Annotated in this window: 25 protein-coding genes; 3 read left to right on the forward strand and 22 right to left on the reverse strand. The window is 42.5% G+C overall.

Annotated features, from left to right (window positions below):
• Positions 1-591: 591 nt before the first annotated feature.
• Positions 592-798 (forward strand): hypothetical protein, encoded by a 207-nt coding sequence (locus AB5123_RS03015; protein WP_368364512.1) that lies wholly within the window; start codon positions 592-594, stop codon positions 796-798.
• 74 nt (positions 799-872) lie between these two features.
• Here AB5123_RS03015 and AB5123_RS03020 read toward each other — a convergent pair whose 3' ends face one another.
• Together AB5123_RS03020 and AB5123_RS03025 are read right to left on the reverse strand one after the other, a co-directional pair.
• The gene (locus tag AB5123_RS03020; protein ID WP_022286718.1) at positions 873-1,655 is read right to left on the reverse strand and encodes an AraC family transcriptional regulator; all 783 of its coding nucleotides are present in this window, start codon (positions 1,653-1,655) and stop codon (positions 873-875) included.
• A gap of 120 nt (positions 1,656-1,775) precedes the next feature.
• Positions 1,776-2,654: a fibronectin type III domain-containing protein gene (locus tag AB5123_RS03025; protein WP_288970520.1), complete on the reverse strand. Its 879-nt coding sequence runs from the start codon at positions 2,652-2,654 to the stop codon at positions 1,776-1,778.
• Between the two features lie 424 nt (positions 2,655-3,078).
• On the opposite strand from AB5123_RS03025, the gene AB5123_RS03030 reads away from it, so the two are divergent.
• On the forward strand, positions 3,079-3,999 hold the full coding sequence (locus tag AB5123_RS03030; RefSeq protein WP_117891734.1) for a S1 RNA-binding domain-containing protein: 921 nt from the start codon (positions 3,079-3,081) through the stop codon (positions 3,997-3,999).
• A 274-nt stretch (positions 4,000-4,273) separates the two neighbouring features.
• Here AB5123_RS03030 and AB5123_RS03035 read toward each other — a convergent pair whose 3' ends face one another.
• From AB5123_RS03035 to AB5123_RS03095, 13 genes are all read right to left on the reverse strand, one after another.
• Positions 4,274-6,211, reverse strand: a complete 1,938-nt coding sequence (locus AB5123_RS03035) for a fructose-1,6-bisphosphatase (RefSeq protein ID WP_329963764.1) — start codon at positions 6,209-6,211, stop codon at positions 4,274-4,276.
• A gap of 101 nt (positions 6,212-6,312) precedes the next feature.
• Positions 6,313-6,579: an HPr family phosphocarrier protein gene (locus tag AB5123_RS03040; protein ID WP_117891736.1), complete on the reverse strand. Its 267-nt coding sequence runs from the start codon at positions 6,577-6,579 to the stop codon at positions 6,313-6,315.
• A 205-nt stretch (positions 6,580-6,784) separates the two neighbouring features.
• Positions 6,785-7,684 carry a 1-phosphofructokinase gene (pfkB, locus tag AB5123_RS03045; protein ID WP_337811940.1) on the reverse strand — a complete coding sequence of 300 codons (900 nt, stop codon included), beginning with the start codon at positions 7,682-7,684 and terminating at the stop codon, positions 6,785-6,787.
• Position 7,685: 1 nt separating this feature from the next.
• Positions 7,686-8,435 (reverse strand): DeoR/GlpR family DNA-binding transcription regulator, encoded by a 750-nt coding sequence (locus AB5123_RS03050; protein ID WP_256321537.1) that lies wholly within the window; start codon positions 8,433-8,435, stop codon positions 7,686-7,688.
• Between the two features lie 451 nt (positions 8,436-8,886).
• Positions 8,887-9,567 (reverse strand): YoaK family protein, encoded by a 681-nt coding sequence (locus AB5123_RS03055; protein WP_195551494.1) that lies wholly within the window; start codon positions 9,565-9,567, stop codon positions 8,887-8,889.
• Entirely contained in the window at positions 9,564-10,499 is a 936-nt protein-coding gene (metA, locus tag AB5123_RS03060) for a homoserine O-succinyltransferase (protein ID WP_278649812.1), read from the reverse strand. Before metA ends, AB5123_RS03055 begins: the two co-directional genes overlap by 4 nt.
• Positions 10,500-10,655: 156 nt before the next feature.
• Positions 10,656-11,903, reverse strand: a complete 1,248-nt coding sequence (gene glyA / locus AB5123_RS03065) for a serine hydroxymethyltransferase (RefSeq protein ID WP_117923489.1) — start codon at positions 11,901-11,903, stop codon at positions 10,656-10,658.
• Positions 11,904-12,120: 217 nt separating this feature from the next.
• On the reverse strand, positions 12,121-13,383 hold the full coding sequence (locus AB5123_RS03070) for a replication-associated recombination protein A (RefSeq protein ID WP_046439815.1): 1,263 nt from the start codon (positions 13,381-13,383) through the stop codon (positions 12,121-12,123).
• A gap of 22 nt (positions 13,384-13,405) precedes the next feature.
• Positions 13,406-13,696 (reverse strand): hypothetical protein, encoded by a 291-nt coding sequence (locus AB5123_RS03075; protein ID WP_022286705.1) that lies wholly within the window; start codon positions 13,694-13,696, stop codon positions 13,406-13,408.
• Between the two features lie 424 nt (positions 13,697-14,120).
• Positions 14,121-15,383: an ATP-dependent Clp protease ATP-binding subunit ClpX gene (gene clpX, locus AB5123_RS03080; RefSeq protein ID WP_046439817.1), complete on the reverse strand. Its 1,263-nt coding sequence runs from the start codon at positions 15,381-15,383 to the stop codon at positions 14,121-14,123.
• Positions 15,384-15,397: 14 nt separating this feature from the next.
• Complete coding sequence (clpP, locus tag AB5123_RS03085; RefSeq protein WP_022286703.1) at positions 15,398-15,988, reverse strand: ATP-dependent Clp endopeptidase proteolytic subunit ClpP; 591 nt, start codon at positions 15,986-15,988, stop codon at positions 15,398-15,400.
• A gap of 63 nt (positions 15,989-16,051) precedes the next feature.
• A complete protein-coding gene (gene tig / locus AB5123_RS03090; RefSeq protein WP_038671658.1) occupies positions 16,052-17,332 on the reverse strand; it encodes a trigger factor in 1,281 nt (426 codons plus the stop codon).
• A gap of 72 nt (positions 17,333-17,404) precedes the next feature.
• Positions 17,405-18,115: a metallophosphoesterase gene (locus AB5123_RS03095; RefSeq protein WP_302839007.1), complete on the reverse strand. Its 711-nt coding sequence runs from the start codon at positions 18,113-18,115 to the stop codon at positions 17,405-17,407.
• A gap of 96 nt (positions 18,116-18,211) precedes the next feature.
• Between AB5123_RS03095 and AB5123_RS03100 the strand changes: the two genes are divergently transcribed.
• Positions 18,212-18,376: a DUF1540 domain-containing protein gene (locus tag AB5123_RS03100; RefSeq protein WP_022286700.1), complete on the forward strand. Its 165-nt coding sequence runs from the start codon at positions 18,212-18,214 to the stop codon at positions 18,374-18,376.
• Positions 18,377-18,448: 72 nt separating this feature from the next.
• On the opposite strand, the gene thrC is transcribed toward AB5123_RS03100, so the two are convergent.
• From thrC to AB5123_RS03135, 7 genes are all read right to left on the reverse strand, one after another.
• Entirely contained in the window at positions 18,449-19,939 is a 1,491-nt protein-coding gene (gene thrC, locus AB5123_RS03105; protein WP_368364513.1) for a threonine synthase, read from the reverse strand.
• Positions 19,940-20,087: 148 nt separating this feature from the next.
• Positions 20,088-20,480 (reverse strand): YraN family protein, encoded by a 393-nt coding sequence (locus AB5123_RS03110; protein WP_242991939.1) that lies wholly within the window; start codon positions 20,478-20,480, stop codon positions 20,088-20,090.
• Positions 20,458-21,072 (reverse strand): ribonuclease HII, encoded by a 615-nt coding sequence (locus AB5123_RS03115; RefSeq protein ID WP_038671652.1) that lies wholly within the window; start codon positions 21,070-21,072, stop codon positions 20,458-20,460. The genes AB5123_RS03110 and AB5123_RS03115 overlap by 23 nt, the downstream gene beginning before the upstream one ends.
• A 1-nt stretch (position 21,073) precedes the next feature.
• Positions 21,074-21,970, reverse strand: a complete 897-nt coding sequence (ylqF, locus tag AB5123_RS03120; protein ID WP_022286696.1) for a ribosome biogenesis GTPase YlqF — start codon at positions 21,968-21,970, stop codon at positions 21,074-21,076.
• A gap of 20 nt (positions 21,971-21,990) precedes the next feature.
• Positions 21,991-22,560, reverse strand: coding sequence for a signal peptidase I (gene lepB / locus AB5123_RS03125; RefSeq protein ID WP_051706516.1), 570 nt, complete (start codon positions 22,558-22,560; stop codon positions 21,991-21,993).
• Complete coding sequence (gene lepB / locus AB5123_RS03130) at positions 22,557-23,192, reverse strand: signal peptidase I (protein ID WP_368364514.1); 636 nt, start codon at positions 23,190-23,192, stop codon at positions 22,557-22,559. The genes lepB (AB5123_RS03125) and lepB (AB5123_RS03130) overlap by 4 nt, the downstream gene beginning before the upstream one ends.
• A gap of 118 nt (positions 23,193-23,310) precedes the next feature.
• Positions 23,311-24,159 carry a DUF6291 domain-containing protein gene (locus AB5123_RS03135; RefSeq protein ID WP_368364515.1) on the reverse strand — a complete coding sequence of 283 codons (849 nt, stop codon included), beginning with the start codon at positions 24,157-24,159 and terminating at the stop codon, positions 23,311-23,313.
• Between the last annotated feature and the right edge of the window lie 175 nt (positions 24,160-24,334).

A 24,334-nucleotide genomic window follows, 5' to 3' on the forward strand; every position in this document is an offset into this window, starting at 1 on the left:
GTGTGATATATTAAAGCCCGTGGGCTTCCATATCGAGGGAATCCACGGGCTTTGTTGCGCTTTTTTTACAGCGCCTTATTTTATGGTTATTCATTATGTAGTCCACGTTATCTCTTAGAAGCGCTCCGTTGCATTTGTTCAGAACACAAATTCTTTAATTCTTGATATTTCTGTTCTACAAAACGGACTTTAGACGATACATCTGAACATTGATATCTCGCCTCTCTACTTAACTCATATAAGGTGCGATATGCCATATGAATTTGATACGGACATTTTTTCTGTATGATAATATTTCTATCTTTATGACTCTTTACAGTTTCAAGATTTATATCATCATATCTCTTGGACAAAAACAAATTCATATAATGAAGTGACGAATAGAATATACCGACTATTATCCAATCCGAAAAATCGTCATATTCTTTAACATCTGTGTCCTTTAGACATTGCACAAACAACTCATTATGTTTTATTTTTTTAGAATAATCCTGCGAGTTAGACACTAGGAGTCACCTCAATCACTTCTTCAAATTTAGGCATATTTGCTTCCACTAAATTCTTTTCGGAAGTAATCATGAAAACAATGTCTTGTTTGTAATTAGTTGTAAAAGTCCTCTGGTATACAGACGTAAGGGCGAGGGACAGAGCATACTGGCGGTCATAAATCCAAAAGACGAAACGACAGAGATCAAAAACGTCAGTGGCAAGATAATTTATACAGTAGGTCATGGCGCAAGCCTTGAAAACGGAAAGCTCATTATTAAAGGCTCGGCCGCTGTATTTGTTGAAGAATAAAATAACATAAAAGAGGTCAGGGACACGATTCCTTGACCTCTTTTGTTATGCCGTCTAAAGTTTATCCGCCGTTGTCAGAGCATACTCCGAAACTCCGTTGGAGTTTTTCCAAAGTGCATTTTAAACCGCTTCATAAAACCATATTCATTAGTATAACCGCACCTCTCAGCCACTTCCCTTACGCTGAGATTTGTCGTTGCAAGAAGCTGACTGGCTCTTTCCATTCGTGCGCTTATAACGTCTGTCATGACGCTCACTCCAAACATTTTCTTATACATATGCTGAAAACTTGATCTGCTTATACCCATATCCCATGCCATGCTGCCTACGTCTGCGATGTCCTCAGGCATTGCATATATGTATGCTCTGAGCTGCATAAAGCGGCTGTTCCTGTCAGTAATTATACAGGACTTCTTGTCTGTACACTTTAGCTGTCTTGCAAGCTTTAACAAAAAGATCTCCATATAGCACCGTGTTACTTCCTCATGCCCCTCTTTCATGAGCTGATACTCATACGCTACCGAACGCATTATCTGACTAAGCTCATCGATATTTCCAAGGTATACCAGTGTATCTTTTGGAACATCAAGCCTTTCAAATTTTTCATTATCGCCCTGCTCATAATTGAAATACAGCCAATCATCGGTATAAAACTCTTCTGCGGCATGGTATTTCACAGGGGTATCCGGTGAAAGCAGGATAAAAGAATTTTTCTCCGCCCTATGCTCGATACCATTTATAACGAACACCGATGGTTCTTTTATGAGCAATATAAGGGGACAGCCCACCCCGTGAGGGCAATCCATAATAAAATCTTTTCTATGGCGATAATTATAGCCGACCGCACCCACAAGCATTCTGATTCCTCCCTGCTTTTATCAACTTTATTTTACCACACCGCTACATTCTTGTCAACGAAAAAAGAGCAGACGCTTTGTTCTGCTCTTCTTTCACATAATTCTATAATAGTATTACAATTATCCCCAATAGGTTCTCCAAACATTGAAGTAACCCCAAGGAATTTTAAATGAGTAAGCTATCTTGCTGCTGTTTGTCTTGTAGCTTCTGTTGCACCAGAAGTAAACATTATAGTCATTAGCAATACCGTTAAGGTGAGTTTTGCCATATACTGCACCAAAAACAGCCTGCTTTACTCTTCTGGAAACGTTTGAATAATTTGCTCCGTCCCTTGAGAGCTGTGCAGATGACATAAATCCGCCGCTCCTATAAATAATATCCTGAACATTGTTATATCTTGCATAGTAGGATCTCCACATTGCATTCTTTGTGTACTTTGCGGCAACATACTGGTTTGCAACACAATCTGCAACATAAACGATAGGCTTATCCCACTCTGAACCTGACATCTTGCCAACTTCATGATAAACTATACGGCACATTGCTTCCCAGCCTGCCTTATTGAAGTCCATTCTGGCTGTCTTTATTGTCTGTGTCTTTGAGTAAGCAGAAGCGGCAGAGCCATTTACAGCCTTTACTCTGAACTGATATGAAGTCGTTCTCTGAAGACCTGTAACAGTGCAGTTCGTGTTCTTGACTGTCTTGTATTTCTTCCAACTCTTATATTTGCCACCCTTGATGTATAGCTCATAGTTTGAAGCACCTTTTACCTTGCTCCAATGCACCTTGATAGTGTTTGTCTGCTTGTTATACGGATGAGTGAACTCACTTCCATAGTTTATCTGAGCGGTCATCTTAGGAGTCGAAAGCTTTGCCGCAGCAGCATCGGCACTAAATCCCTCTGTCATTACCAAAAATGTCATAAGTGCTGCAATGAACATCACTATAACTTTCAGTGACTTATTCTTTGCTGAAATAAAACTTGCTGAATGATCCATTAATAATACGGCTTTACAACGCATACACGCTGCATTGCCAATTCACACCCTTTCTTTTAATTAGCGGCGGTCATGTCTGTGCCGCTATTTAATTTTATTACGGTCGATTAAAATTATGTATCAATCTGTAACGATAACGGTTAAGAAAGTTACAAACTGATTACAAATTACTACACTATTGTAACACGCACAATTGCATTTGTCAAGCTTTTTTATAGTTTTTTTGATTTTTGTTTATAATTTGAAGCAAAGAATATAAAAATTGTACTAATATTTCAGCACATTGAATATTAATTTACTGTATCAGCAATAGTTCACGCACAATTATCACAAATAAAATATGTGCAGAATATGAACAAAATCAATGGATCAACCACAGAGATCCTGCTGTTTTAAAAAAATCTGTGGGGAAAGAGGCAAAATAATGAAAAAATATTTACCTGAGGGCAAGATCTTCAATAGCCCTGAAAACCGATATTATCTTCAAAGCGAACGAACAATGGCTGAGGCAATGGCTCAGGGATCGATACTGGAGGGTCATGCTGTGCTTTGTGACAGCGAACACAACATAATAGTAGAGCTTCCCTTTGGCAAAGGAATAATCCCAAGATCAGAGGGAGCAATCGGAATACAAGAAGGCAAAACAAAAGACATAGCATTACTTTCTAGGGTAAACAAAACGGTATGCTTCAAGGTGACAGATATTGTTCACGAAAAGGGCGAGGTCATATGCAGGTTGTCAAGGCGTCTTGCACAAGAAGAGTGCATTGAACGATATATAAGTACACTCACATCAGGGGACGTTATACCGGCAAAGGTAACACACCTTGAGCCTTTCGGGTGCTTTGTTGACATAGGCTGTGGTCTTCCATCACTTATACCAATAGACGCCATATCCGTCTCACGCATCACCCACCCCAACGACAGATTTTTCAACGGTCAGGACATATATGCTGTGGTAAAAAGCTGTGACGAGGACAGGATATGCCTTTCTCACAAGGAACTTTTAGGCACATGGGAAGAAAATGCAGCATTGTTCTCCACAGGAGAAACTGTAGGCGGGATAGTACGCTCCATTGAACCATACGGTATTTTTATAGAGCTTGCTCCGAACCTTGCAGGGCTTGCAGAACCAAGAGAAAATGTGCGTGTGGGGCAGGCAGCAAGTGTTTACATAAAAGCTCTTATCCCCGAAAAAATGAAAGTCAAGCTCATTATCGTAGACGTATTTGAAAACAGCGTTTTTCCCTCAAAGATAAACTATTTCATCACCAGCGGCAGGCTCACAAAATGGGTCTATTCCACCAATGAATGTTACAAAAATATATGCTCTGAATTCGTGTGATAAACGTACATATTTTTGTACTTGTAATTTATTTGTACTATAATTTGTACTTGTTTTCACAGCAAAACAAAAAATAAAAAAGGCATCGGCTTCCAATTGAAGCCAGTGCCTTTTAACTTGTTAGAATCATTAAGAGGATATCACCATAGCTCATTTGGGTATTTAAGTCCCCATTCTTTTCTAAGCTTTGCCATTTCGTTTGCGATAACGCCACAGCCGATAACAGCCCAGTTCAGTTCTCCCTTTTCCATATGTTAAGCTCCTTTCAGAACGCCTAAAATACCTTATAACCTTCTTTGATATCTCCAGAGCGATAAGCGTCCAACAGGTCACGGAGATCGTTTATCTGCAAAAGCAGTTCCCTTCCCTTGTCGGTATCTGAAATGTTTGCCCGACGGTCAAGTCTTTCCACCATATGTATCTCAGGAGTATGCTCACTCTCTCCTGCAATAAACGGCTTATGCTCCGCAAGATTAAGGCTGTGAGAATCATAAATAAGAGTGTAGCCTGCGATACCGGTGGCTTTTTGATAAGCCTTTGAGATACCACCGTCAATAACGAACAGCCTGCCGTCTGCCTTGACAGGGCTTTCGCCATTTTTTATCTTCACAGGTACATGACCGTTTATGATATGACCACGCTGTGGGTCAAGCCCAAACATTTCAAGTATCTTTCCGCATATCTCAGGCTTCTCTGAGAAGTGATAATAGGCATTATAATTTTCCTTGTGAAGCTTTTTATCTTCAAGGAAATATCGCTCAAAAAACGCCATTTTGTCCTTGCCATAAAGAGGCGAACGTGCGCCGCTCCACAGATACCACAAATGGTCTGCACAGTTGCTTTTCTCCTCACAAGGCTGTAAGAAATACGCCTTGTTGGCTATTTCGTCAAGCTTATCTAGCATTGCCTTACCCGAATACTGCTCTCCTGCTATACTTAAGCTCAGAAGCTTTCCATTTTCATCAAGAGGGATACAGCCGTGAAAAAGCAGATTACCGTTTATGGTCTTATACATTGAACCTTTTGAATACAAAAAACGCATATGTGTGTTGAGCCTGTCGCTGTGCATAAACGAGTTTGCAAGAATCGTCATAAGCTCATTTTCGCCTTCGGTAAGCGCAAGAGGATTGGCAGGATCAACTGTAGGAAAATTGCCGTCAAGAAGCTTATGAGTTTTCTCGTCTATTGTTATAGTGCCATTTGCGAAGTCCACCATGCTGAAAAGGTCACGGTGAGATAGTTTCCATTCAGGGTGCCGCCTGATAAGCTGCCCCTCTAGCTTTAGCTGTATAACTGTGATAGCCTTGTGCATTTTTGCCACAAGCTTTGCATCAACTGGGTCATAGATATTATCATCAAGTGTCTGTGGCATGAAAATTGCGCACTCATCGTTTTTATATGTTTCTCCTGCAAAGACCGCCAGCGCACGAAGATTTAATCCATAGCCGTCCTCGAGAACGTCAAAGTTATTGTATCGCATGGAGATACGGATAACATTTGCAATAAGAGCGAGATTACCTGAAGCCGCACCCATCCACGAAATGTCATGGTTGCCCCACTGTATATCGACATCGTGCATTTTCATAAGCTCGTCCATAATAATATCTGCTCTTGGACCACGGTCATATATATCTCCGATAATATGCAGCTTGTCGATAGCAAGAGATTGTATAAGCTCGCAAAGGGACTTTATAAAGCGGTCTGCGATCCCAGTGTCAAGAATTGTGGTGATTATCTCGTCATAGTAATATTCCTTTACCACATCATCAGTGACATTAAGCAGCTCGTCAAGTATATAGACCATATCCTTTGGTATGCTCTTTCGCACTCTCGAACGTGTATACTTTGCCGACACCGCCTCGCAAACAAGTATCAGACGATAGATAGTAAGTCTGCGCCACTCGTCTGAAAGCCCGTTTTTATCACGCAAACGCTTTAGCTGCTTGTCGGGATAATAAATAAGATAGGCAAGGGCTTCACGCTCTGCCGAGGAAACTGCTTTTCCTAAGGTCAGGTCTATCTTGTTTTTTATCATGCCAGATGCGCTTTTTAGCATATGCAAAAAGGCTTCATACTCCCCGTGGATATCGCTGAAAAAGTATTCTGTACCCTTTGGCATACTGCGTATTGCAGATAGATTTACTATCTCGCTGGCGGCACTGTCTATAGTAGGAAATTTTTGTGCAAGAAGTAAAAGATATTTTTTGTCCATATGTATTTCTCTCTTTTGGCTTTTTTTACAACGTCATATTGCTCAGAAAGACCGCAGTTTACGCTACGGTCTTGTCTGAATTATTTTGGGGATATTAGGAATTATTCGCCGAAACCGTCCTCAAACATTTTAACGAACTCGTCAAGCACAGCCTGCTCGTTTTCCCCTGTTACGATTATCTCTACCTCAGTGTCCTTCTTGATACCTGCTGCCATTATCTGCATAACAGCCTTAGCCTTGATGTCCTTGCCGTTTGCTTTCATCATGATCTCGCACTCAGGATGCTCCTTAGCAGCCTTTGCAATGATACCTGCCGGACGCATGTGAAGTCCCTCTGCATTTACTACTTTTACGACCTTTGATACCATAATAAATCTCTCCTTTTCTGAAACTTAATTTATTTATGATTGTTAATATTATTATATTATATTTTCTTATATTTGTAAAGACTATTCTGTAACTTTCCTAAGGAAACCTGCAGGCAATGCGCCAAGAAAGCCTGATGGAACATTTCCGCTAGGAGCAGCAAAAGTTGCACCTGAAACTGCCATTGCTCCGCGTCCCTATATTTTTTCAGAGCGTTTCAAGAAGCTCTGCGATCTTTTCTTTTTGAGCAAGCCCGTCAGAAAAAGCAGTCGCACCGCCAGCGGCTGTACCAAGTTTAAGAGCATATTCATAATCGCCATGCAATATACCAGCGGTAAAGCCTGCCACCATTGAATCGCCTGCACCAACGGAATTTTTCACCTTACCATTACATACTCCACAGCGATGTATTTCACCGTTTTCGTCAATAAGCATTGCGCCGTCCCCTGCCATTGAGATAAGCACGTTCACAGCACCCATTTCTTTTAGCTTACGTGCGTATTTTTCTATCTCCTCATCATTAGTGAGTGTCACTCCGAACATCTCGCCAAGCTCGTGGTTGTTAGGCTTGATAAGGAAAGGTTTATATTTAAGCACATTGAGAAGCAGGTCTTTTGTTGCGTCCACTACTGTTCTGATATTCTTGCGTGCGAGCCTTTCGAGTATCTTCTCATAGATATCTGAAGGAAGCGAGGCAGGTATGCTTCCTGCGAGTATAAGCGTATCTCCGTCCTGAAGCTTATCAAGCTTTGCAAAAAGCTTATTCACAGCCTCATCATCTATATCAGGACCCTGACCATTCAGTTCTGTTTCCTCAGCAGATTTTATTTTCACATTTATACGGGAATTACCTTTTTTGAGATGAACAAAATCTGTATCAATTCCCATTTCCGCTAATCCGTTCTCGATAGCTTCACCTGTGAAGCCTGCAGTGAAGCCAAGCGCCTTTGACTGAATGTCCAGCTCTCTAAGAACTATAGACACATTTATACCCTTACCGCCGAAATACATCTCTTCCCTATCTGAGCGGTTGGTAGACCCAAGCTTCATTTCCCCTGTATGAACAACATAGTCGATAGCAGGATTGAATGTTACAGTATATACCATTTTACATTACCTCCTTGATATTTGCTTTTGTAAGATATTTTTTGTCTTGAAGCTTGTCGGTGATTATCTTCACACGTCCAAGCTGAGCGAAAGTGACCGCAGATATCTGATCGAATTTAGAGTGATCTGCAAGAATATAAACAGTCTGACTGTTTGACACCACGGTAGACTTCACTCTTGCCTCGTTTCTGTCCGGTGTTGTTATACCGCCTGACAATGAAATTCCGTTTGCTCCAAGAAAGCTTTTGGTGAAATTGTAGCTTTGCAGACTGCTGACGCATTCAGCACCAACGATAGCCTCCGTTGTGAGCTTTATCTCCCCTGCTGGCATATAGACCTTAAAGCCACGCTGAGCAAGCTTTTTGGCATGAACGAAAGCGTTAGTCACAAAGGTAATTTTCTTATCTGGCAGAAAGTCTATCATATAGCCTGTAGTCGTTCCGGCGTCGATAAAAATGAAATCGCCGTCGTCCACAAGAGAGGCCGCAAACCTCGCAATTGCAAGCTTTTCATCGGTAAAAAGCTTTGACTTTGACTCAACGTCCTGTTCCTCTGGATTGAAAGAATGTTCCTCGGCTGATATAGCACCACCATGAACTTTTTTCAAAAGACCCCTTTCATCAAGCACCGTCAAGTCACGGCGTATCGTTGATTCAGAAGCTTTTAAAAGCTCGCACAACTCCAAAAGCTTCACACTTTTATTCTGCTTGACTCTCTCTAATATAATAGAGTACCTTTCCTCTGTAAGCATTTTATCACCTTTTCAAATTTCAATAATGTTTTTTGACGTCAATTGAACGATATTGATTGTTTCTGATATTAAAATAACATATCGTACAGCAAAAGTCAAGCAATTCCGTTCAAAATCATTCACACAACATTATTTTTGGCCGTTTTTATAAATTACGAATAAGATATTTGTGCATTTTAACAACATTCAATCAAAAGCAGTCAGATAACATCATTTTCGCTTTTGTGACGTTATATCTTTTGCAATTATTATTTGGATATCCATATTACTTTGTTTTGCCACCAATTCACTTTGTGCTTTGAAATGTGGTTTTGCAAAATGAAATAGAAAAAGCAGTGCTTAGATTTTTCTCAAACACTGCTTTGCTTTTTTTGATTTTCTTATTTTACTGTCTGGCTTACGCATATTCAGTCTCTGCCTCAAGCCCTGACAAGGCTTCACTCGGTGATTGTCACTTACCTTCTGCCAATTTATCGTCATCGCTTCTTAAAATGCAGAGTGCGATAACAAGACCTGTCAAAGCAACAAACACCGCTTTAGTTTCAAGCAACTCTGTGACAAATGCACCCACTGCCGCTCCACCTATAAAGCAAAGGATTATACCATAATACTGCATTGCATTACCAAGCTTTTGCTTATCCTTAGTTTTCAAATACTGAAACAGATTATCCGTACCGCTTCTAAGATTGCCAGTACACATCGTGGTAGCGAAAGGCTTTCCGTCCATTTTCCTAAAACCCTCGACCTGCATTGCACAGGTAAAAGAAACTAGGATATTCGCCAATGTGTTAAGCGTACCAGCAGGGATAAATCCCACAATAGTCAGCACCACAAGCTCCACACCGATTATGATCCTATGCCAATGTATCCTCGGGTGTTCATTGAATTTCAGCTTCACAGCTTCCACTATCAGCACGCCAAGCATAAAGGACAGTATAGGCATGAGATAAAGAAAGACCTTCAGCCAGCTTCCCTCTTTGATATTGATAGCCAACAACACCATGTTACCTGTCTGTGCATTCGCAAAAACGTGGTCACGACTGATGTAGGTATAAGCGTCAAGATAGCCACCCACTATTGCGAGCATTACTCCAACACCGTAAAACTCAGCTATATGTCTTCCGTTCTTCATTGTGCAGTCCCCAGTGGCTCAAGTTCGTTAAGATCATATGGCGTTTTCTGATAAATGCAGTAGTTGAGCCAGTTTGAATAAAGCAGATTAGCCGAACAGCTCCAATTGAAAATAGGCTTGTTTTTTGGATCATCGTCAGGAAAATAGCTATATGGTATCTGTATAGGCAGCCCCTTTTCCTTATCTCTGAAATACTCTTTTGCAAGGGTCTCACGATCATATTCCCAGTGACCGAACAGGAAAAACTGTCTTTGCGTCTTATCTGAAACAAGATGCACACCCGCCTCGTTTGACACTGCCACCACTATAAGATCGTCCACCTTTTCGATGTCTTCACGACGCACCTCAGTATGGCGTGAGTGCGGGCAATGGAAAACATCTCCAAAGCCTTTAAGAATAATGCTTTCGGGATAGTCGATATGGTGCTTGAAATTGCCAAACATCTTCTCTTTCAAAGGATATTTGGGAACACCATAATGGTAATAAAGTCCAGCCTGAGCGCCCCAACATATGTGGATAGTTGAGAAAACATTGGTCTTTGACCATTCAAAAACTCTGCAAAGCTCGTCCCAGTAATCAACGTCTTCATACTCCATTTGCTCAACAGGCGCACCAGTGATTATAAGACCATCATAACGATTATCACAAACCTCGTCAAAGTTCTTGTAGAAAGCGAGCATATGCTCCAAAGAGGTGTTTTTTGACATATGACTGCTCATCTGAATAAGGTCGATGTCAACATGAAGAGGTGTGTTGCTCAAAAGACGCAGAAGCTGCGTTTCTGTCGCAATTTTGTCAGGCATGAGATTGACAATAGCGATCTTCAAGGCACGAATGTCCTGATGAGCGGCTCTGTCATCGGGAATAACGAATATATTCTCATTTTCCAACGTTTGGAACGCAGGAAGGTCATTTGGTATTTTAATTGGCAAAGTATATCCCACCTTTTAATTATACTCTAAAAGATTATTATAACACGATCTCTGTTAAAAATCAACCAAAAGAGAGATTTATTCATATATTATTGAGAAAAAGGGAGCGACCTAAGCCGCTCCCTATGTGTATCAACAGTATATAGATCCGTACAATTATTCGTAAAGTGGATATTTCTTGCAGATAGCGTTTACCTTTTCTCTGATCTCATCAGCCTTATTGTCAAAGTCTGTTGCTGTGAGATACATACACTCTGCAATAACGTCCATGTCCTCCTCAACAAGTCCCCTTGTGGTAACTGCCGCTGTACCAACTCTTACACCGCTGGTTACAAATGGCTTCTCAGGGTCGTTAGGGATAGCATTTTTGTTTACAGTGATGTAAACCTCGTCAAGCTTTTTCTCAAACTCTTTGCCCGTGATGTGGAATGGTCTGAGGTCAACAAGCATAAGATGATTGTCTGTGCCACCTGATACAAGATTGAATCCTCTGTCAAGAAGTCCCTTTGCAAGAGCCTGTGCATTCTTTACGATCTGCTCACCGTATGCCTTGAACTCAGGCTTGAGAGCCTCGCCAAAGCAAACTGCCTTTGCAGCGATAACGTGCATAAGAGGACCGCCCTGTGTGCCTGGGAAAATAGCAGAATTTATCTTCTTAGCTATATACTCGTTGTTTGTGAGTATAAGTCCTCCTCTTGGTCCTCTCAGAGTTTTATGTGTTGTTGTTGTAACAATGTCAGCATATGGTACTGGCGACTGATGGCAGCCTGCAGCAACAAGTCCTGCAATATGCGCCATATCTACCATAAGATATGCACCAACAGCCTTTGCTATCTCAGAAAGCTTTGCGAAATCGATAGCTCTTGGATAAGCACTTGCACCTGCAACAATAAGTCTAGGTCTGCACTTGTTAGCCTGCTTGTAAAGAGCCTCGTAGTCGATATAACCCTCGTCATTTACGCCGTAAGGAACAAAATTAAAATACTTACCTGAAAGGTTTACAGGTGAGCCGTGTGTAAGGTGTCCGCCAGCGTCAAGGCTCATACCCATAACAGTGTCGCCTGGCTTAAGAAGAGCAAAATAAACAGCAGTGTTAGCCTGAGCGCCGGAATGTGGCTGAACGTTAGCATACTTAGCACCGAAAAGCTTGCAGGCTCTTTCAACAGCTATATCCTCCACAACGTCAACGCACTGACAGCCGCCATAATATCTCTTACCAGAATATCCCTCAGCATACTTATTAGTAAGCACAGAACCCATTGCAGCCATAACGGCAGGTGAAACGATATTTTCGCTTGCTATAAGCTCAAGATTTCTTCTCTGTCTTGCCAGCTCGGCTTCCATTGCTTCGCCGACTTCTTTATCGACATTTTCAACAAAGCCGATAGTATCCATTATTTTCATCGAAATTACTCCCATCATAAAATTTTACGGACATTCCGTTCTCTTTTATTATAGCGTATTTTTCTTTTGATGTCAACGAAAATTTTTTTGATTGAGGAATGAGGAATGAGGAGTGAGGAGTGAGGAATTAAGGTATCGCCTGCGGCGATTAATTTTTTTATGGAGAATAGGTTTTACTGCCGCAAAATTGCTTCGCTCTTTTCGTTTTTTCCATTTCTCACTTCTTTATCTTCTCCCAATACGCTTTCGCCATTTGCTCCGTCTTATTCTCACCATACTGATAATAAGTCCTCCCCACAAGCTTATCAGGCAGATACTGCTGTTTTACCCAATGGTTTGGAAAGTCATGAGGATAAAGATAGTGCTGTCCTTTCACTTTTGCGCCCTCACCGTCAAAATGCTTATTCTGCAAATGCCTTGGATAATCTCCAAAATCACCATTTCTCACATCTGCTAAAGCTGCGTCTATTGCTGATTCAGCAGAATTTGATTTTGGCGCAGTGGCAAGAAGAACCACAGCTTCCGCCAATGGTATCCTTGCTTCAGGCAGACCCAACTGCAATGCCGAATCAACGCAGGATTTCGTCACTACCGCCGCCATAGGATACGCAAGTCCTATATCCTCGCTTGCGATAACAAGCAGCCGTCTGCACAGAGAAATGATATCCCCAGCTTCCATAAGCCGTGCGGCATAATGAAGTGCGGCGTTCTCGTCAGAACCTCTTATGGACTTCTGCAAAGCCGACAGAATATCATAATGCTCATCGCCTGCACGGTCATAGCGCATATTGCTACGCTGAGTAAGAAGCTTCACATTATCAAGGTTCACGGTGAGCTTTTCACCGTCATTATCTGCCGAAAGTATGCAAAGCTCCACTGTATTTATTGACTTTCTCACATCACCACCACAGCCCCTTGCGATATGCTCCAACACACCATTTTCAAGACGCAGTTTCAGCCCCAACTCATCAGCCATAAGCTGAAAAGCACGCTTTATTGCAGGCAAGATCTCCTCCGAAGTCAGCGGCTTGAACTCAAACACAGTTGAACGGCTAATTATAGCATTGTACACATAAAAATACGGATTTTCAGTGGTAGAAGCGATAAGAGTTATCTTGCCGTTTTCAATGTATTCAAGAAGCGATTGCTGTTGTTTTTTGTTAAGATACTGTATCTCGTCAAGATAAAGCAAGATACCATTAATGCCGCTGAGTGTCTCAGTTTCAGCAACTATCTGCTTGATATCAGCAATAGAAGCACTTGTGCCGTTAAGCTTATGCATAGTCATATTAGCATTATTTGCTATCATTCTTGCGACCGTGGTCTTGCCAACACCTGACGGACCATAAAAAATCATATTTGGTATTTTACCGCTTTCGATAATACGTCTAAGTGGCTTATTTTCGCCTAACAGGTGGGTCTGTCCCACAATATCATCAAGGGTTTTGGGTCTAATTCGTTCAGCCAAAGGCACACTCATTTTATGATCTCCTTAAAAGCAATTAGTCTAAAATGTTTTGAATATCCTCTAAATGAAGCTGATAAGCCATGCTATTTATCTTTTTAAGCAGGTAGGTTTTTGCAACAAGAACAGCTTCCTGATATTTGGTGTTTTCCATACCAAGGCAAATGCGATAAATAATGAATTGATTAGAGGAGATTTTCATGATAATGTGATTATTGCCCTCGAAAGTACCACGGCAAATGGAGTTGGAGTTGACGAAGTTCCAAAGGTCGGAGTAAGTGAGAGCAGTGACTTCATCAGTAATAAACTGTTGGATAAGTTCATTCATATGGATACCCCCTATAGTGTATTTTCTTTAGTATAGCACATATTTCCGCATAATTCAAGGGAAAAAGCGGTCAAAGTGGGGAGTGTCGCCCATTAGCTTCATGACCTCGTATCGTAAACAACAAAATGTAGGGGACGGCGCCCCCGACGTCCCGATATCGAAGTGTCGAATTTTTTTGATTGTGACAAATTTATGCAAGCGACCGAAACGAGCGAACAATGCTCGTCCCTACCACAAATTGTGCGTTTTCTCAAAGTTTGTGCAATAAATTACAAGATGTAACGTCCAAAAAGCGGGCTGTCGAGGGCGCCAGCCCCTACATGGTTTGTTAAACAAATAAATAATGTGCGGATAATGCAGAAATGCAACAAAAAAAGAGGCAGAATACTCCACCTCTCATTTATCTGTACAAAGATTTGTACTATTATTTCTTTCTGGCCGAGCTTACCGCACGAGTTATCTCAGGCTCTGCTTCGCCACGAACACATTCAGCCGTAATCTTTATGCCAACTATCTCATCATCAGATGGTGCTTCAAACATGAGCTTTGTGAGTATCTTCTCAACTATCGCCCTAAGTCCTCTTGCTCCTGTCTTTTCTTCAATAGTCCTCTTGGCAATCTCTCGCTTTGCGTCCTCTGTGATCTCAAAATCGATGTTGTCAAGCTTGAAAAGCTTTGTATATTGCTTGATAAGCGAGTTCTTTGGCTCTGTCAAGATCCTGCAAAGTGCGTCCTCATCAAGCTCGTCAAGAACCGTGATAACAGGAAGTCTGCCCACAAGCTCTGGTACGATACCGAACTTAACAAGATCGTGTGGTACTACCCTCTTCATCACATTGTTATCATCCTCCTTGCTCTTGACCTTTCCGCCAAAACCAAGTGATGATGACTCTGTACGCTTCTTGATAACACTGTCAAGTCCCTCAAAAGCTCCGCCACAGATAAACAGAATGTTTTTGGTGTCTATCTGTATGAACTCCTGATGTGGGTGCTTTCTGCCACCCTGTGGAGGCACATTGGACACACAGCCCTCTACTATCTTAAGAAGCGCCTGCTGTACGCCCTCACCGCTTACATCTCTTGTGATAGAAACGTTCTCCGATTTTCTTGATATCTTATCGATCTCGTCGATATAAATAATACCGTTCTGAGCCGCTTCAACATTATAATCTGCCGCCTGAATAAGCCTTGTAAGCACGTTTTCAACATCATCGCCTACATAGCCTGCCTCTGTGAGCGTGGTAGCGTCAGCAATAGCAAAAGGCACGTTTAGAAGCCTTGCCAAAGTCTGTGCAAGCAAAGTCTTTCCTGTTCCTGTTGGTCCAAGAAGCAAAACGTTGCTTTTCTGTATCTCTACGTCATCATCGTCATTAAGTGACAAAATTCTCTTGTAATGATTGTATACCGCAACAGAAAGCGCTATCTTTGCTTCCTCCTGCCCGATAACATACTCGTCAAGAACTGCCTTTATCTCCGCAGGCTTCTTAAGGGTTATGCCGCTGTCAGCTGAATTTTTACCCTTGCCGCGCTGCTTCGTTGTAGGAAGTCCCTCCTGCTCAGCCAGAACATTATAGCAATAAAGTACACACTCGTCACAAATGTGGCTCGTGCCTGCTGAAAAAAGTGTTCTAACCTTGTCCTCAGGCTTGCCGCAGAACGAGCATTTTCTTATTGTATCATTAGCCATTTATTTCACCGAACCTATCTGTTAGTTATTACCTTATCGATAAGACCGTATTCAAGAGCCTCCTGAGCTGTCATATAATTGTCACGCTCAGTGTCGATGTTGATCTGCTCGATAGGCTTGCCTGTGTTCTGGGCAAGTATCCTGTTGAGCTTCTCTCTGGTCTTAACCATGTGGTCAGAATGTATCTTGATATCTGTACACTGACCAGAAATTCCGCCGCCTGCGATAAGAGGCTGATGAATGAGTATCTCACTGTTTGGCAGAGCAAATCTCTTACCCTTTGTGCCGCTTGAAAGCAGGAATGAACCCATTGAAGCAGCCATACCCATGCATATAGTTGACACGTCGCACTTGATATACTGGATAGTATCATAGATAGCCATGCCGGCAGTGATAACTCCTCCAGGGCTGTTTATATAAAGGTCGATATCCTTTTCAGGATCCTGTCCCTCAAGATAAAGCAGCTGTGCCACTACTACGCTTGCCACTGCGTCGTCTATCTGGTCGCAGAGCATGATTATTCTGTCATTGAGCAGGCGGGAATAAATGTCATAGCTTCTCTCGCCTCTGCTTGTCTGTTCCACTACATAAGGTACCAATGCCATAAAATTGCCTCCTTAATCTATTTTCGCCCGCATAAGGTCATGCGGGCGAAAGCATAAATTATCTTACTTTATAACTGCTGCGTCCTTGATAAGGTCAACAGCCTTGCCAACTGCAATATCCTTCTTAAGGTCGTCATCATGGATAAACTGCTTGATCTGGTCAACGTCAAGCTTGTAAGCCTCAGCAAGCTTATCGAACTCAGCCTTAAGCTCGTCCTCAGTTACCTCGATATTCTCAAGCTTTGCGATCTTTTCAAGTGCAAGTCTGAGCTTGACCTGCTTCTCAGCCTGCTCAGCATATGCCTTCTTTACAGTGTCGATAGTCTGACCTGTATACTGCATATAGAGATCAAGTGAGATGCCCTGTGGTGCAAGTCTCTGCTCCAGCTCGCTGATCATCTCGTTTACTCTGTTGTCAAACATAACCTGTGGGATCTCAGCTGTCATGTTCTCGATGACCTTATCGAATATCTTAGCCTCTACCTCAGAATCAGCGTGCTTCTCGTTAGCTTCCTCAAGCTTCTTCTTAACGTCAGCCTTGTATTCGTCAACTGTATCGAACTCTGTTGAATCCTTTACCATATCATCGTCCAGCTCAGGCATAACCTTCTTTGATATGCTCTTGAGCTTGATCTTGAATACAGCAGGTGCGCCTGCAAGTTCCTTTACCTGATACTCATCAGGGAATGTTACGTTGATGTCGAAATCCTCACCAGCGTTGTGACCAACGATCTGATCCTCAAAGCCAGGAATGAACTGACCGCTTCCAAGTGACAGTGTGAAATCCTCTGCCTTACCACCCTCGAAAGCAACATCGTCCTTGAAGCCCTCGAAGTCGATAACAACGTCATCACCGTTCTCAGCAGCTCTGTCGTCAACTGTCTCAACAGTTACATTCTTCTCTCTGAGAGCGTCAAGCTGCTTGTTGATATCCTCATCAGTTACAGGATTGACAACTTTTTCAACTTCTATACCCTTATAGTCCTTAACTTCAACCTCAGGCTTTGTGATGCAAGTTGCCTTGAGCTTTACACCGTTTTCCTTGCTGATCTCAGTTACCTCTACCTCTGGGCGAGTAACAAGTTCCAGACCGGACTCTTCAACTGCGCCGTTTACAACAGGAGCGTACAGAAGATTTACAGCGTCCTCAAAAAATACCTGCTCGCCGTATTCCTTTTCGATAAGCTTTCTAGGAGCCTTACCCTTACGGAAGCCAGGCATAGCGATATTCTTTCTTGCTTTAAGATAAGCTTTCTCTATTGCAGCCTCAAAATCCTCAGCAGAGATCTCGATCTCAAGCTCGTACTTATTGGTTTCAACATTGTTTGTAGCTTTTAAACTCATTTATTATTCCTCCATTATATAAATGTATCTTATACATTATAGCACAAATATATTGTCATTTCCAGCATTTTTTTATAAATTGTCACTTTGCACAATTTTCGTTATGTCCAATGGGTCAAAATGCAAGAAATCACTAGCTATAAGCCGATATTCCACTCCGTCACGAGTGCCGTTTATTGCATAAGCGTGGGCTCTTCCGTGAAGGTGTCCGTAAAAACACTTTTTTATGCCGTATTTATGAAGAACTTCAAGCATATCATAATTGCAGCTATTGCCGAAAAGCGGCGGATAATGCAAAAACACCACAGGCTCTAAGCCTGCCTTTTGCGCAGACTCGATAGAGAGTGCAAGTCTGCCTGCTTCCCTTGCCAGAACCTTCTGATCTGCAGGTTCACCATTATCGCTTATCCAGCCTCTCGTTCCGCATATGCCGTAGCCATTATAGCTGTAATGATTATTATGCAGGATATTTATGGTATCAAAACCGTTTTCTGCGAAAAATTTATCCATTTTGTTCTTGGTGTTCCACCAATAATCGTGATTGCCCTTGGATATTATTTTTCTGCCGTTTAGCTTATTTATGAACTCGAAGTCTTTTTTCGACTGCTCAAAATTCATTCCCCACGAGATATCACCCGGTATCACCACAGTGTCCTCAGGACGAACTTTGTTCTGCCAGTTTGTTTCAAGCTTTGTCACATAGTCAGACCAGCCACCGAATATATCCATTGGTTTATCTGTACCCAGCGACAAATGCAAGTCGGCAATGGCAAATAGGCTCACGGTTTTTCCTCCATTCCAGAAACTTCATGTATTATCCCGACCACTCATGCACATACTACTTTTGCAGCAAAAAGCTGCAGAAGGAGCGATGTACAAATGGAGAAGGATAGAATTTACGGTATCCACTGCAACGTAGACAACTGCGTTTACAACAGCAACAACTGCGAATGTACCGCAGGCAAGATCAATGTAGGCTGTACCTGCACCGACCCTAACTGCTGTGACGAAACAGAGTGCAAGACATTCAAGGCAAGAGGCTAATTCCCCTCGCCATGGTCAGTGGACATACGCTGTGCGCTGACCTCCGCCCGACAATAGTCGGACGGGTACATATCAAATACCCAGAGCTGAGTAGATGTAGTCCTTCATATCAGCCTTGTCGATCACCTTTGTGAATCTTACTTCCTTATTCTTAAGTGCAGCAAGTGAAGCAGGAACAGGTATCTTTGAAACCTCGGCAAGCTCGTCAACAAGACCGAACTCGTCAGCGTTTGTATCCTTACCGATAGCTGCAAGAACTGAGCCTGAGAACTTATATGGGCTTGCTGTTGAAGCGATAACAGTCTTTGTCTTGTCGCCTGTAGCAGCCGCATAGTCCTTGTATACCTTCACTGCAACGGCTGTGTGAGTGTCGCAAGTGTAAGAATACTCGTCATAGATCTCCTTGATGCAAGCCTTTGTCTGCTCATCGTCGCAGCAGCCTGCATAGAACTCGTCAGTGATAGCCTTCTTCACTTCGTCTGTTACCTCATATCTGCCAGTCTTGGAAAGGCTGCCGAACCACTCTCTTATCTGAGCGTCATCAGAGCCGCTAAGGTGATAGAGAAGTCTTTCAAGGTTAGAGGAAATAAGGATATCCATAGAAGGTGAGATAGTTGTATGGAACGGACGATTTCTGTCATAAATACCTGTCTTTATAAAGTCTGTGAGGACGTTATTTGCGTTTGAAGCGCAGATAAGCTTATTAACAGGAACGCCCATATGCTTTGCATAGTAGCCTGCAAGGATATTACCGAAGTTGCCTGTTGGAACAACAATATTTATCTTATCGCCAAGCTCGATCTCGCCGTCAGCAACAAGCTGAGCGTATGTAGATACATAGTAGATTATCTGTGGTGCAAGTCTGCCCCAGTTGATAGAGTTTGCAGAGGAGAACATCATGCCGTTCTCAGCAAGCTTGTCGGCAGTTTCCTTGCTTGTGAAGATTGTCTTAACACCTGTCTGAGCGTCGTCAAAGTTGCCCTTGATAGCGCAAACGCCAACGTTGCCGCCCTCCTGAGTTGTCATCTGCTTTTTCTGCATAGCTGAAACGCCGTCCTCAGGATAGAACACCAGTATCTCTGTACCCTCAACGTCCTTGAAGCCCTCGAGAGCAGCCTTGCCAGTGTCGCCTGATGTAGCAACGAGGATAACTACCTTCTTGTCAACGCCAAGCTTCTTGATAGAAGTTGTGAGCAGATATGGAAGTATCTGGAGAGCCATATCCTTAAATGCACAAGTTGGACCATGCCACAGTTCGAGCATATAAGTGCCGTCAAAAAGGTGAGCAAGCTCTGCGATATTGTCTGTGTCGAAATTCTTTGTGTTGTAAGCACCCTCTACACAGTAGCGTATCTCAGCCTCTGTGAAATCTGTGAGGTACTTTGAGAAAACGAAAAATGCTCTCTCAGCGTAGCTTTTTTCGCCAAGAGCCTTGATATCATCAAGTGTTATGGCAGGTATCTCAGACGGAACGAAAAGACCGCCGTCCTCAGAAATGCCCTGTGCTATCGCCTGTGCAGACGAAACCTTTACTTCGCTGTTTCTTGTACTTTTGTAAAACATAAACAACAACCCTTCTTGTTTTAGATGTCCGACAGGTGTCGGTTATTTACAGACCATTTGTTCAGATAACGTCTAACATTCCACGTCACGGGCGAACAGTGTTCGCCCCTACAGACACAGTTCGTTCGGCATATCCGACCCATGGTCTTTATTTCATACTTGCATCAAAAGCGTTCACATAATATCTCAGCTTTTTGACTCTGCCGTTCTCCAGCTCCACCGCCGCAACATCGAACCGACAGCACACAGGCTCTAAAATCCCCTTACAAAAAGCCTGTGCTGTCTGAACGATACGCCGCTGCTTGACCGGATCAACAGCCTCTTCAGCGGAGGTAAGAGAGCCATGCTCCCTAGTTTTGACCTCCACGAAGGCTATGATATCCGCTTTCTCTGCGATTATATCTATTTCACCGCCTCTGACGGTAAAATTCCTCTTTATTATCTCATACCCGTGTCTTACAAGAAAGCCGCAAACTGCGTCCTCCCCGATATTGCCCGCCTTTCGGCGCTGGGTATGGTCAATGCCCATTTTTCTTTGCATAATACTTTTTGAGAAAACTCATTCTATGTATACCGCATGGTCCATACTGGTCTATCATCTGATAGTGGAGCTTTGTGCCATAGCCCTTATGCTTCTCAAACCGATACTCAGGATATTGTTCAGCCATTTGCTCCATATACCTGTCCCTTGCGACCTTTGCAAGAATTGAAGCCGCCGCCACTGCCTGACTTTTGGCATCTCCCTTTACCACCGCTATGGCTGGACATTCAAGCCCCTCAGGGGTCTTGTTCCCGTCGATAAGGCAGACATCAGGCTTTGTGTCCATATCCTCCACCGCTCTTTTCATTGCAAGCATTGCGGCGTTAAGTATATTTATATCCTCTATCTCTTCCACTGTTGCGGTCTGTATAGAAAAGTCAACTGCTTTTTCCATTATCTCATCAAAAAGCTCCTCACGCTTTTTCGCTGTAAGCTTTTTGCTGTCGTTTATCCCCTCTATAACCGTGTCCTTATCAAATATCACAGCCGCTGCAAACACATCTCCTGCAAGAGGACCTCTGCCAGCTTCATCGCAGCCGCACACCACGTTATAATCTTTTCTTATCTCGTTGTCAAACTCGCTGAGCGTCATATCAATACCCCTTTGGTTTTTCAAGAGTAAGTCTGCCGAGAGTACCGTTTCTGAACTCGTCCATAACTGTAATGGCTGCCCTTTCGGTATTTATCTCTCCGCCAGAAACTAAAAAGCCACGCTTTCTGCCTATTCTTTCAAGAAGCTCAAAGCCTACCACACAGCCGATAGTTTCCTCGTCAGCAGGCTCTATATCGTCTGTTCTGATGCCATAACGTTTCTCGATAAGCTCAGGATAGTTCTCTTTCAAAAACTCAAGCAGACGACAGGCAAGATATTCCATGTCCATGATATCGTCCTTGACTGCACCTGTGAAAGCGAGCCTTTCGCCAACAAGCTTATCCTCAAACTTAGGCCACAGCACACCCGGCATATCCAAAAGTTCAAAGCCCTCGTCAAGCTTCACCCACTGTTTACCTCTTGTAACACCGGGTCTGTCCTCAACTTTTGCAAGCCTTGACCCTGCAAGTCTGTTTATAAATGACGACTTGCCAACGTTTGGTATACCCACTATCATTATTCTTATAGGTCTGCCAGACATACCCTTGGCATTCCATTTCTCAATATCGTCCTTTAAAAGCTCTTTGAGCTTTCCATAAAACTTACTTACGTTTTTGCCACTCCTACAATCTGTAGCAAGTGCTGTGATTCCCTGTTTTGCATAATAGTCGAGCCACATTGCCGTTACTTCCGGATCGGCTGAATCAGCCTTGTTGAGAAGCACAAGCCTTGGCTTTGAGCCTACGATACGCTTCATTTCAGGGTTTCTGCTTGAAAACGGGATACGAGCGTCAGTTATTTCCACAACTGCGTCCACAAGCTTTAGATTTGACGCCATTATACGGCGTGTTTTTGCCATATGTCCAGGAAACCACTGAACGTGAGATACTTCGCTCATATCTTCCTCCTTACTCTAACTCAATCTACCTTACCAACGCCCTCATCATTGCCTGCCGCAAATCGAAACAGAACCCTGCCGACTATCTCGTCATAAGGCACATATCCTATTACACGGCTGTCTGTGGAATGATTTCGGTTGTCGCCCATTACAAAGCAACATCCTGCAGGCACTTCATATTCATAAACTTCACTTTCTTTATTATAGTATCTTTCATCAAAATACTCGTCATCAAAGCTGCCGTCGCACTTAATATAGCTCTCATCAAGCACTGCTCCGTTGACCTTGACTATAGCCGACTTGTTGTCTATCTCGACCTTTTGCCCTTCTACGGCAATGATACGTTTGATTATCCTATTGTCAAGAACAGACGAGTTGACCACAACTATATCCCCCTGCTTTGGCGTATAAAGCAGTTTTGATATAACAAGAGAATCATTTTCAAAAAGAGTGTCCTGCATTGACTGTCCTTGTACATTCACTGTTCTAAACACAAAAGTAAAAACAAGCACGACCACGAACATTGCCATGACTATGATCTCAAGAAAGTCGAACAGATTATCAACAGCTCTTTTACCCTGCTTTTTCAACTTACCTTACCAAAGCTGTCAAATGGATAAAGCCTTAAAACTGCCTTACCAAGCACGTCAGACGGGTCGATAAAGCCTATCCTTCTGCTGTCTGTGGAATTATTTCTGTTATCGCCCATGACGAACAGCTTGCCCTCAGGCACGTCATACTCAAAAACATTTTCTTCCACTTCATATTTCTCATCGAAGAGATTAGTGTTATACATAGCTTCCCTGATATTGTCATTTGAAATGACCTTACCGTTTACTGTAACGGTGTTGTTATTATAATCAACGACAACCTTATCTCCACCGGTGCCGATAACACGCTTGATTATAGTTTTGCCAAGCTTTTCGCTGTTGATAACAACGATATCGCCCTTTTGGGGTGTATAATTTATGTGAGTGATTATAAGTCTGTCCTGATCCTGCAAAGTCTCACGCATAGAAGGTCCCTGAACAAGAACTATCCTGAAGAAAAAAGTAAATATCAGGATCACCATAAACATAGCGAACACAAAAGATTCAGCCCATTCAAAGACCTCGTCCATAACATTCACGGGCTGTTTTTCCTTTAGGTCGTCAGGGGCGGCTTTTTTAGCCATGTCAATATCCTCCTGAGAAACGTCGCCGAATTTTTTATTATCGTCCATAAAAGCCTCGATCCTTTATCCAAAGGCGGCAAAAGCCGTCAAATACTCATATAGATTTATTATATCAAATTTCAAAACAAATTACAAGGGGGTGAGATAAATTTCTTTTTGATATTGCCTAAAAAAACTTTGACAGATCAAAATTCATGGCAAAGTCATCATACCACGACAGATCGCAGCCTTGTTTTTCTTTGGGCTTTGCCGCAGTCTTTCTCTTTGAATCATTGTCAATCCAACCTGAGATTATGCGGTATGGGTCTGTGCAGTGCCTGCCCTTGGTAAACAGCCATTGAGATAATTTAGATATATAGCTCTCTAAAGACAGACCGACAGACCGACACCTGCTTTCAAGCTCGTTATACTGCTCTGATGTGAGCATTATATTTTTGTGTGTGCCGAAAGACCTGACGACAGACTTCGCTGTCCCTGCGTCTTTCTTTTTCTCTTTATCTATATCTTTATCTTTATCTTTGTCTTTATCTGTATCTTTGTCTATATCTATATCTGTATCTTTGTCTTTATCTATATCTATATCTTTATCAGCTTTTTTTGCTTTTTCTGAAAACCTTTTGGTTTGTGAAAAAGCTTTTGGTTTTTCTGCGGTATCATTTATACCCTGAGGTTTTTCTTCTGCATTATCTGCTGATGCAGCTGTCTGCTCAGCTTTTTCATCAGTATTCCCTGACTCATCAGACTTTTTAGGTCTGCCGCCCTTTTTACCGCACTCGCTCCTTTGAGCACACATCTCTTCCCATGCAATGCCGTCACGCTCGATAGCAGCCCTCATCATAAGAAACGCTATCTTTGCTCCGCCTGACAGCTTTGGTGTTTCTCCCCTCTTTGCATAAGCAAACAGCGCCATGACAAGCTCGCCTATCTCTTCGCTGCTGTCAAGCGCCTGAAAAATGTCCTCCCAGTCTTTGTAAATCATGAACGCTTTGTTGTCTGTGTGAAAATTCTTTGCCATTTTTATCGTCCTTTCTCTGTGAAGCAGAGGAAATTATCCCCCTCTACTTATCCAGAAAAAAAGGCGTTTTGTTGCATAAAAAATGCAACAATTGCAGAAATGTTGCCAAATTAAAATATAAATCATTTGTTTGCACAAATCAAGTACTGATATTTTGTACAATGTGACGGTGAAA

Origin of the sequence: Ruminococcus sp. RTP21204st1_B2_RTP21204_210225 (assembly GCF_040914135.1) — a bacterium.
Classification (GTDB): domain Bacteria; phylum Bacillota; class Clostridia; order Oscillospirales; family Ruminococcaceae; genus Hominimerdicola; species Hominimerdicola aceti.

What these genes read in the sequence shown, in the direction of transcription:
- clpP (WP_022286703.1), bottom strand. Translation starts at nt 15,988, where the DNA reads ATGGCATTGGTACCTTATGTAGTGGAACAGACAAGCAGAGGCGAGAGA.
- AB5123_RS03040 (WP_117891736.1), bottom strand. Translation starts at nt 6,579, where the DNA reads ATGGTATCAAAGGTCGTAAAAGTAGTAAATGCAGAGGGACTTCACATG.
- pfkB (WP_337811940.1), bottom strand. Translation starts at nt 7,684, where the DNA reads ATGGTATATACTGTAACATTCAATCCTGCTATCGACTATGTTGTTCAT.
- AB5123_RS03030 (WP_117891734.1), top strand. Translation starts at nt 3,079, where the DNA reads ATGAAAAAATATTTACCTGAGGGCAAGATCTTCAATAGCCCTGAAAAC.
- tig (WP_038671658.1), bottom strand. Translation starts at nt 17,332, where the DNA reads ATGAGTTTAAAAGCTACAAACAATGTTGAAACCAATAAGTACGAGCTT.
- AB5123_RS03135 (WP_368364515.1), bottom strand. Translation starts at nt 24,159, where the DNA reads ATGGCAAAGAATTTTCACACAGACAACAAAGCGTTCATGATTTACAAA.
- AB5123_RS03110 (WP_242991939.1), bottom strand. Translation starts at nt 20,480, where the DNA reads ATGCAAAGAAAAATGGGCATTGACCATACCCAGCGCCGAAAGGCGGGC.
- lepB (WP_368364514.1), bottom strand. Translation starts at nt 23,192, where the DNA reads ATGGACGATAATAAAAAATTCGGCGACGTTTCTCAGGAGGATATTGAC.
- clpX (WP_046439817.1), bottom strand. Translation starts at nt 15,383, where the DNA reads ATGGCTAATGATACAATAAGAAAATGCTCGTTCTGCGGCAAGCCTGAG.
- glyA (WP_117923489.1), bottom strand. Translation starts at nt 11,903, where the DNA reads ATGAAAATAATGGATACTATCGGCTTTGTTGAAAATGTCGATAAAGAA.
- AB5123_RS03100 (WP_022286700.1), top strand. Translation starts at nt 18,212, where the DNA reads ATGGAGAAGGATAGAATTTACGGTATCCACTGCAACGTAGACAACTGC.
- AB5123_RS03070 (WP_046439815.1), bottom strand. Translation starts at nt 13,383, where the DNA reads ATGAGTGTGCCTTTGGCTGAACGAATTAGACCCAAAACCCTTGATGAT.
- thrC (WP_368364513.1), bottom strand. Translation starts at nt 19,939, where the DNA reads ATGTTTTACAAAAGTACAAGAAACAGCGAAGTAAAGGTTTCGTCTGCA.
- AB5123_RS03035 (WP_329963764.1), bottom strand. Translation starts at nt 6,211, where the DNA reads ATGGACAAAAAATATCTTTTACTTCTTGCACAAAAATTTCCTACTATA.
- AB5123_RS03020 (WP_022286718.1), bottom strand. Translation starts at nt 1,655, where the DNA reads ATGCTTGTGGGTGCGGTCGGCTATAATTATCGCCATAGAAAAGATTTT.
- AB5123_RS03115 (WP_038671652.1), bottom strand. Translation starts at nt 21,072, where the DNA reads ATGACGCTCAGCGAGTTTGACAACGAGATAAGAAAAGATTATAACGTG.
- ylqF (WP_022286696.1), bottom strand. Translation starts at nt 21,970, where the DNA reads ATGAGCGAAGTATCTCACGTTCAGTGGTTTCCTGGACATATGGCAAAA.
- AB5123_RS03050 (WP_256321537.1), bottom strand. Translation starts at nt 8,435, where the DNA reads ATGCTTACAGAGGAAAGGTACTCTATTATATTAGAGAGAGTCAAGCAG.
- AB5123_RS03055 (WP_195551494.1), bottom strand. Translation starts at nt 9,567, where the DNA reads ATGAAGAACGGAAGACATATAGCTGAGTTTTACGGTGTTGGAGTAATG.
- AB5123_RS03025 (WP_288970520.1), bottom strand. Translation starts at nt 2,654, where the DNA reads ATGGATCATTCAGCAAGTTTTATTTCAGCAAAGAATAAGTCACTGAAA.
- AB5123_RS03075 (WP_022286705.1), bottom strand. Translation starts at nt 13,696, where the DNA reads ATGAATGAACTTATCCAACAGTTTATTACTGATGAAGTCACTGCTCTC.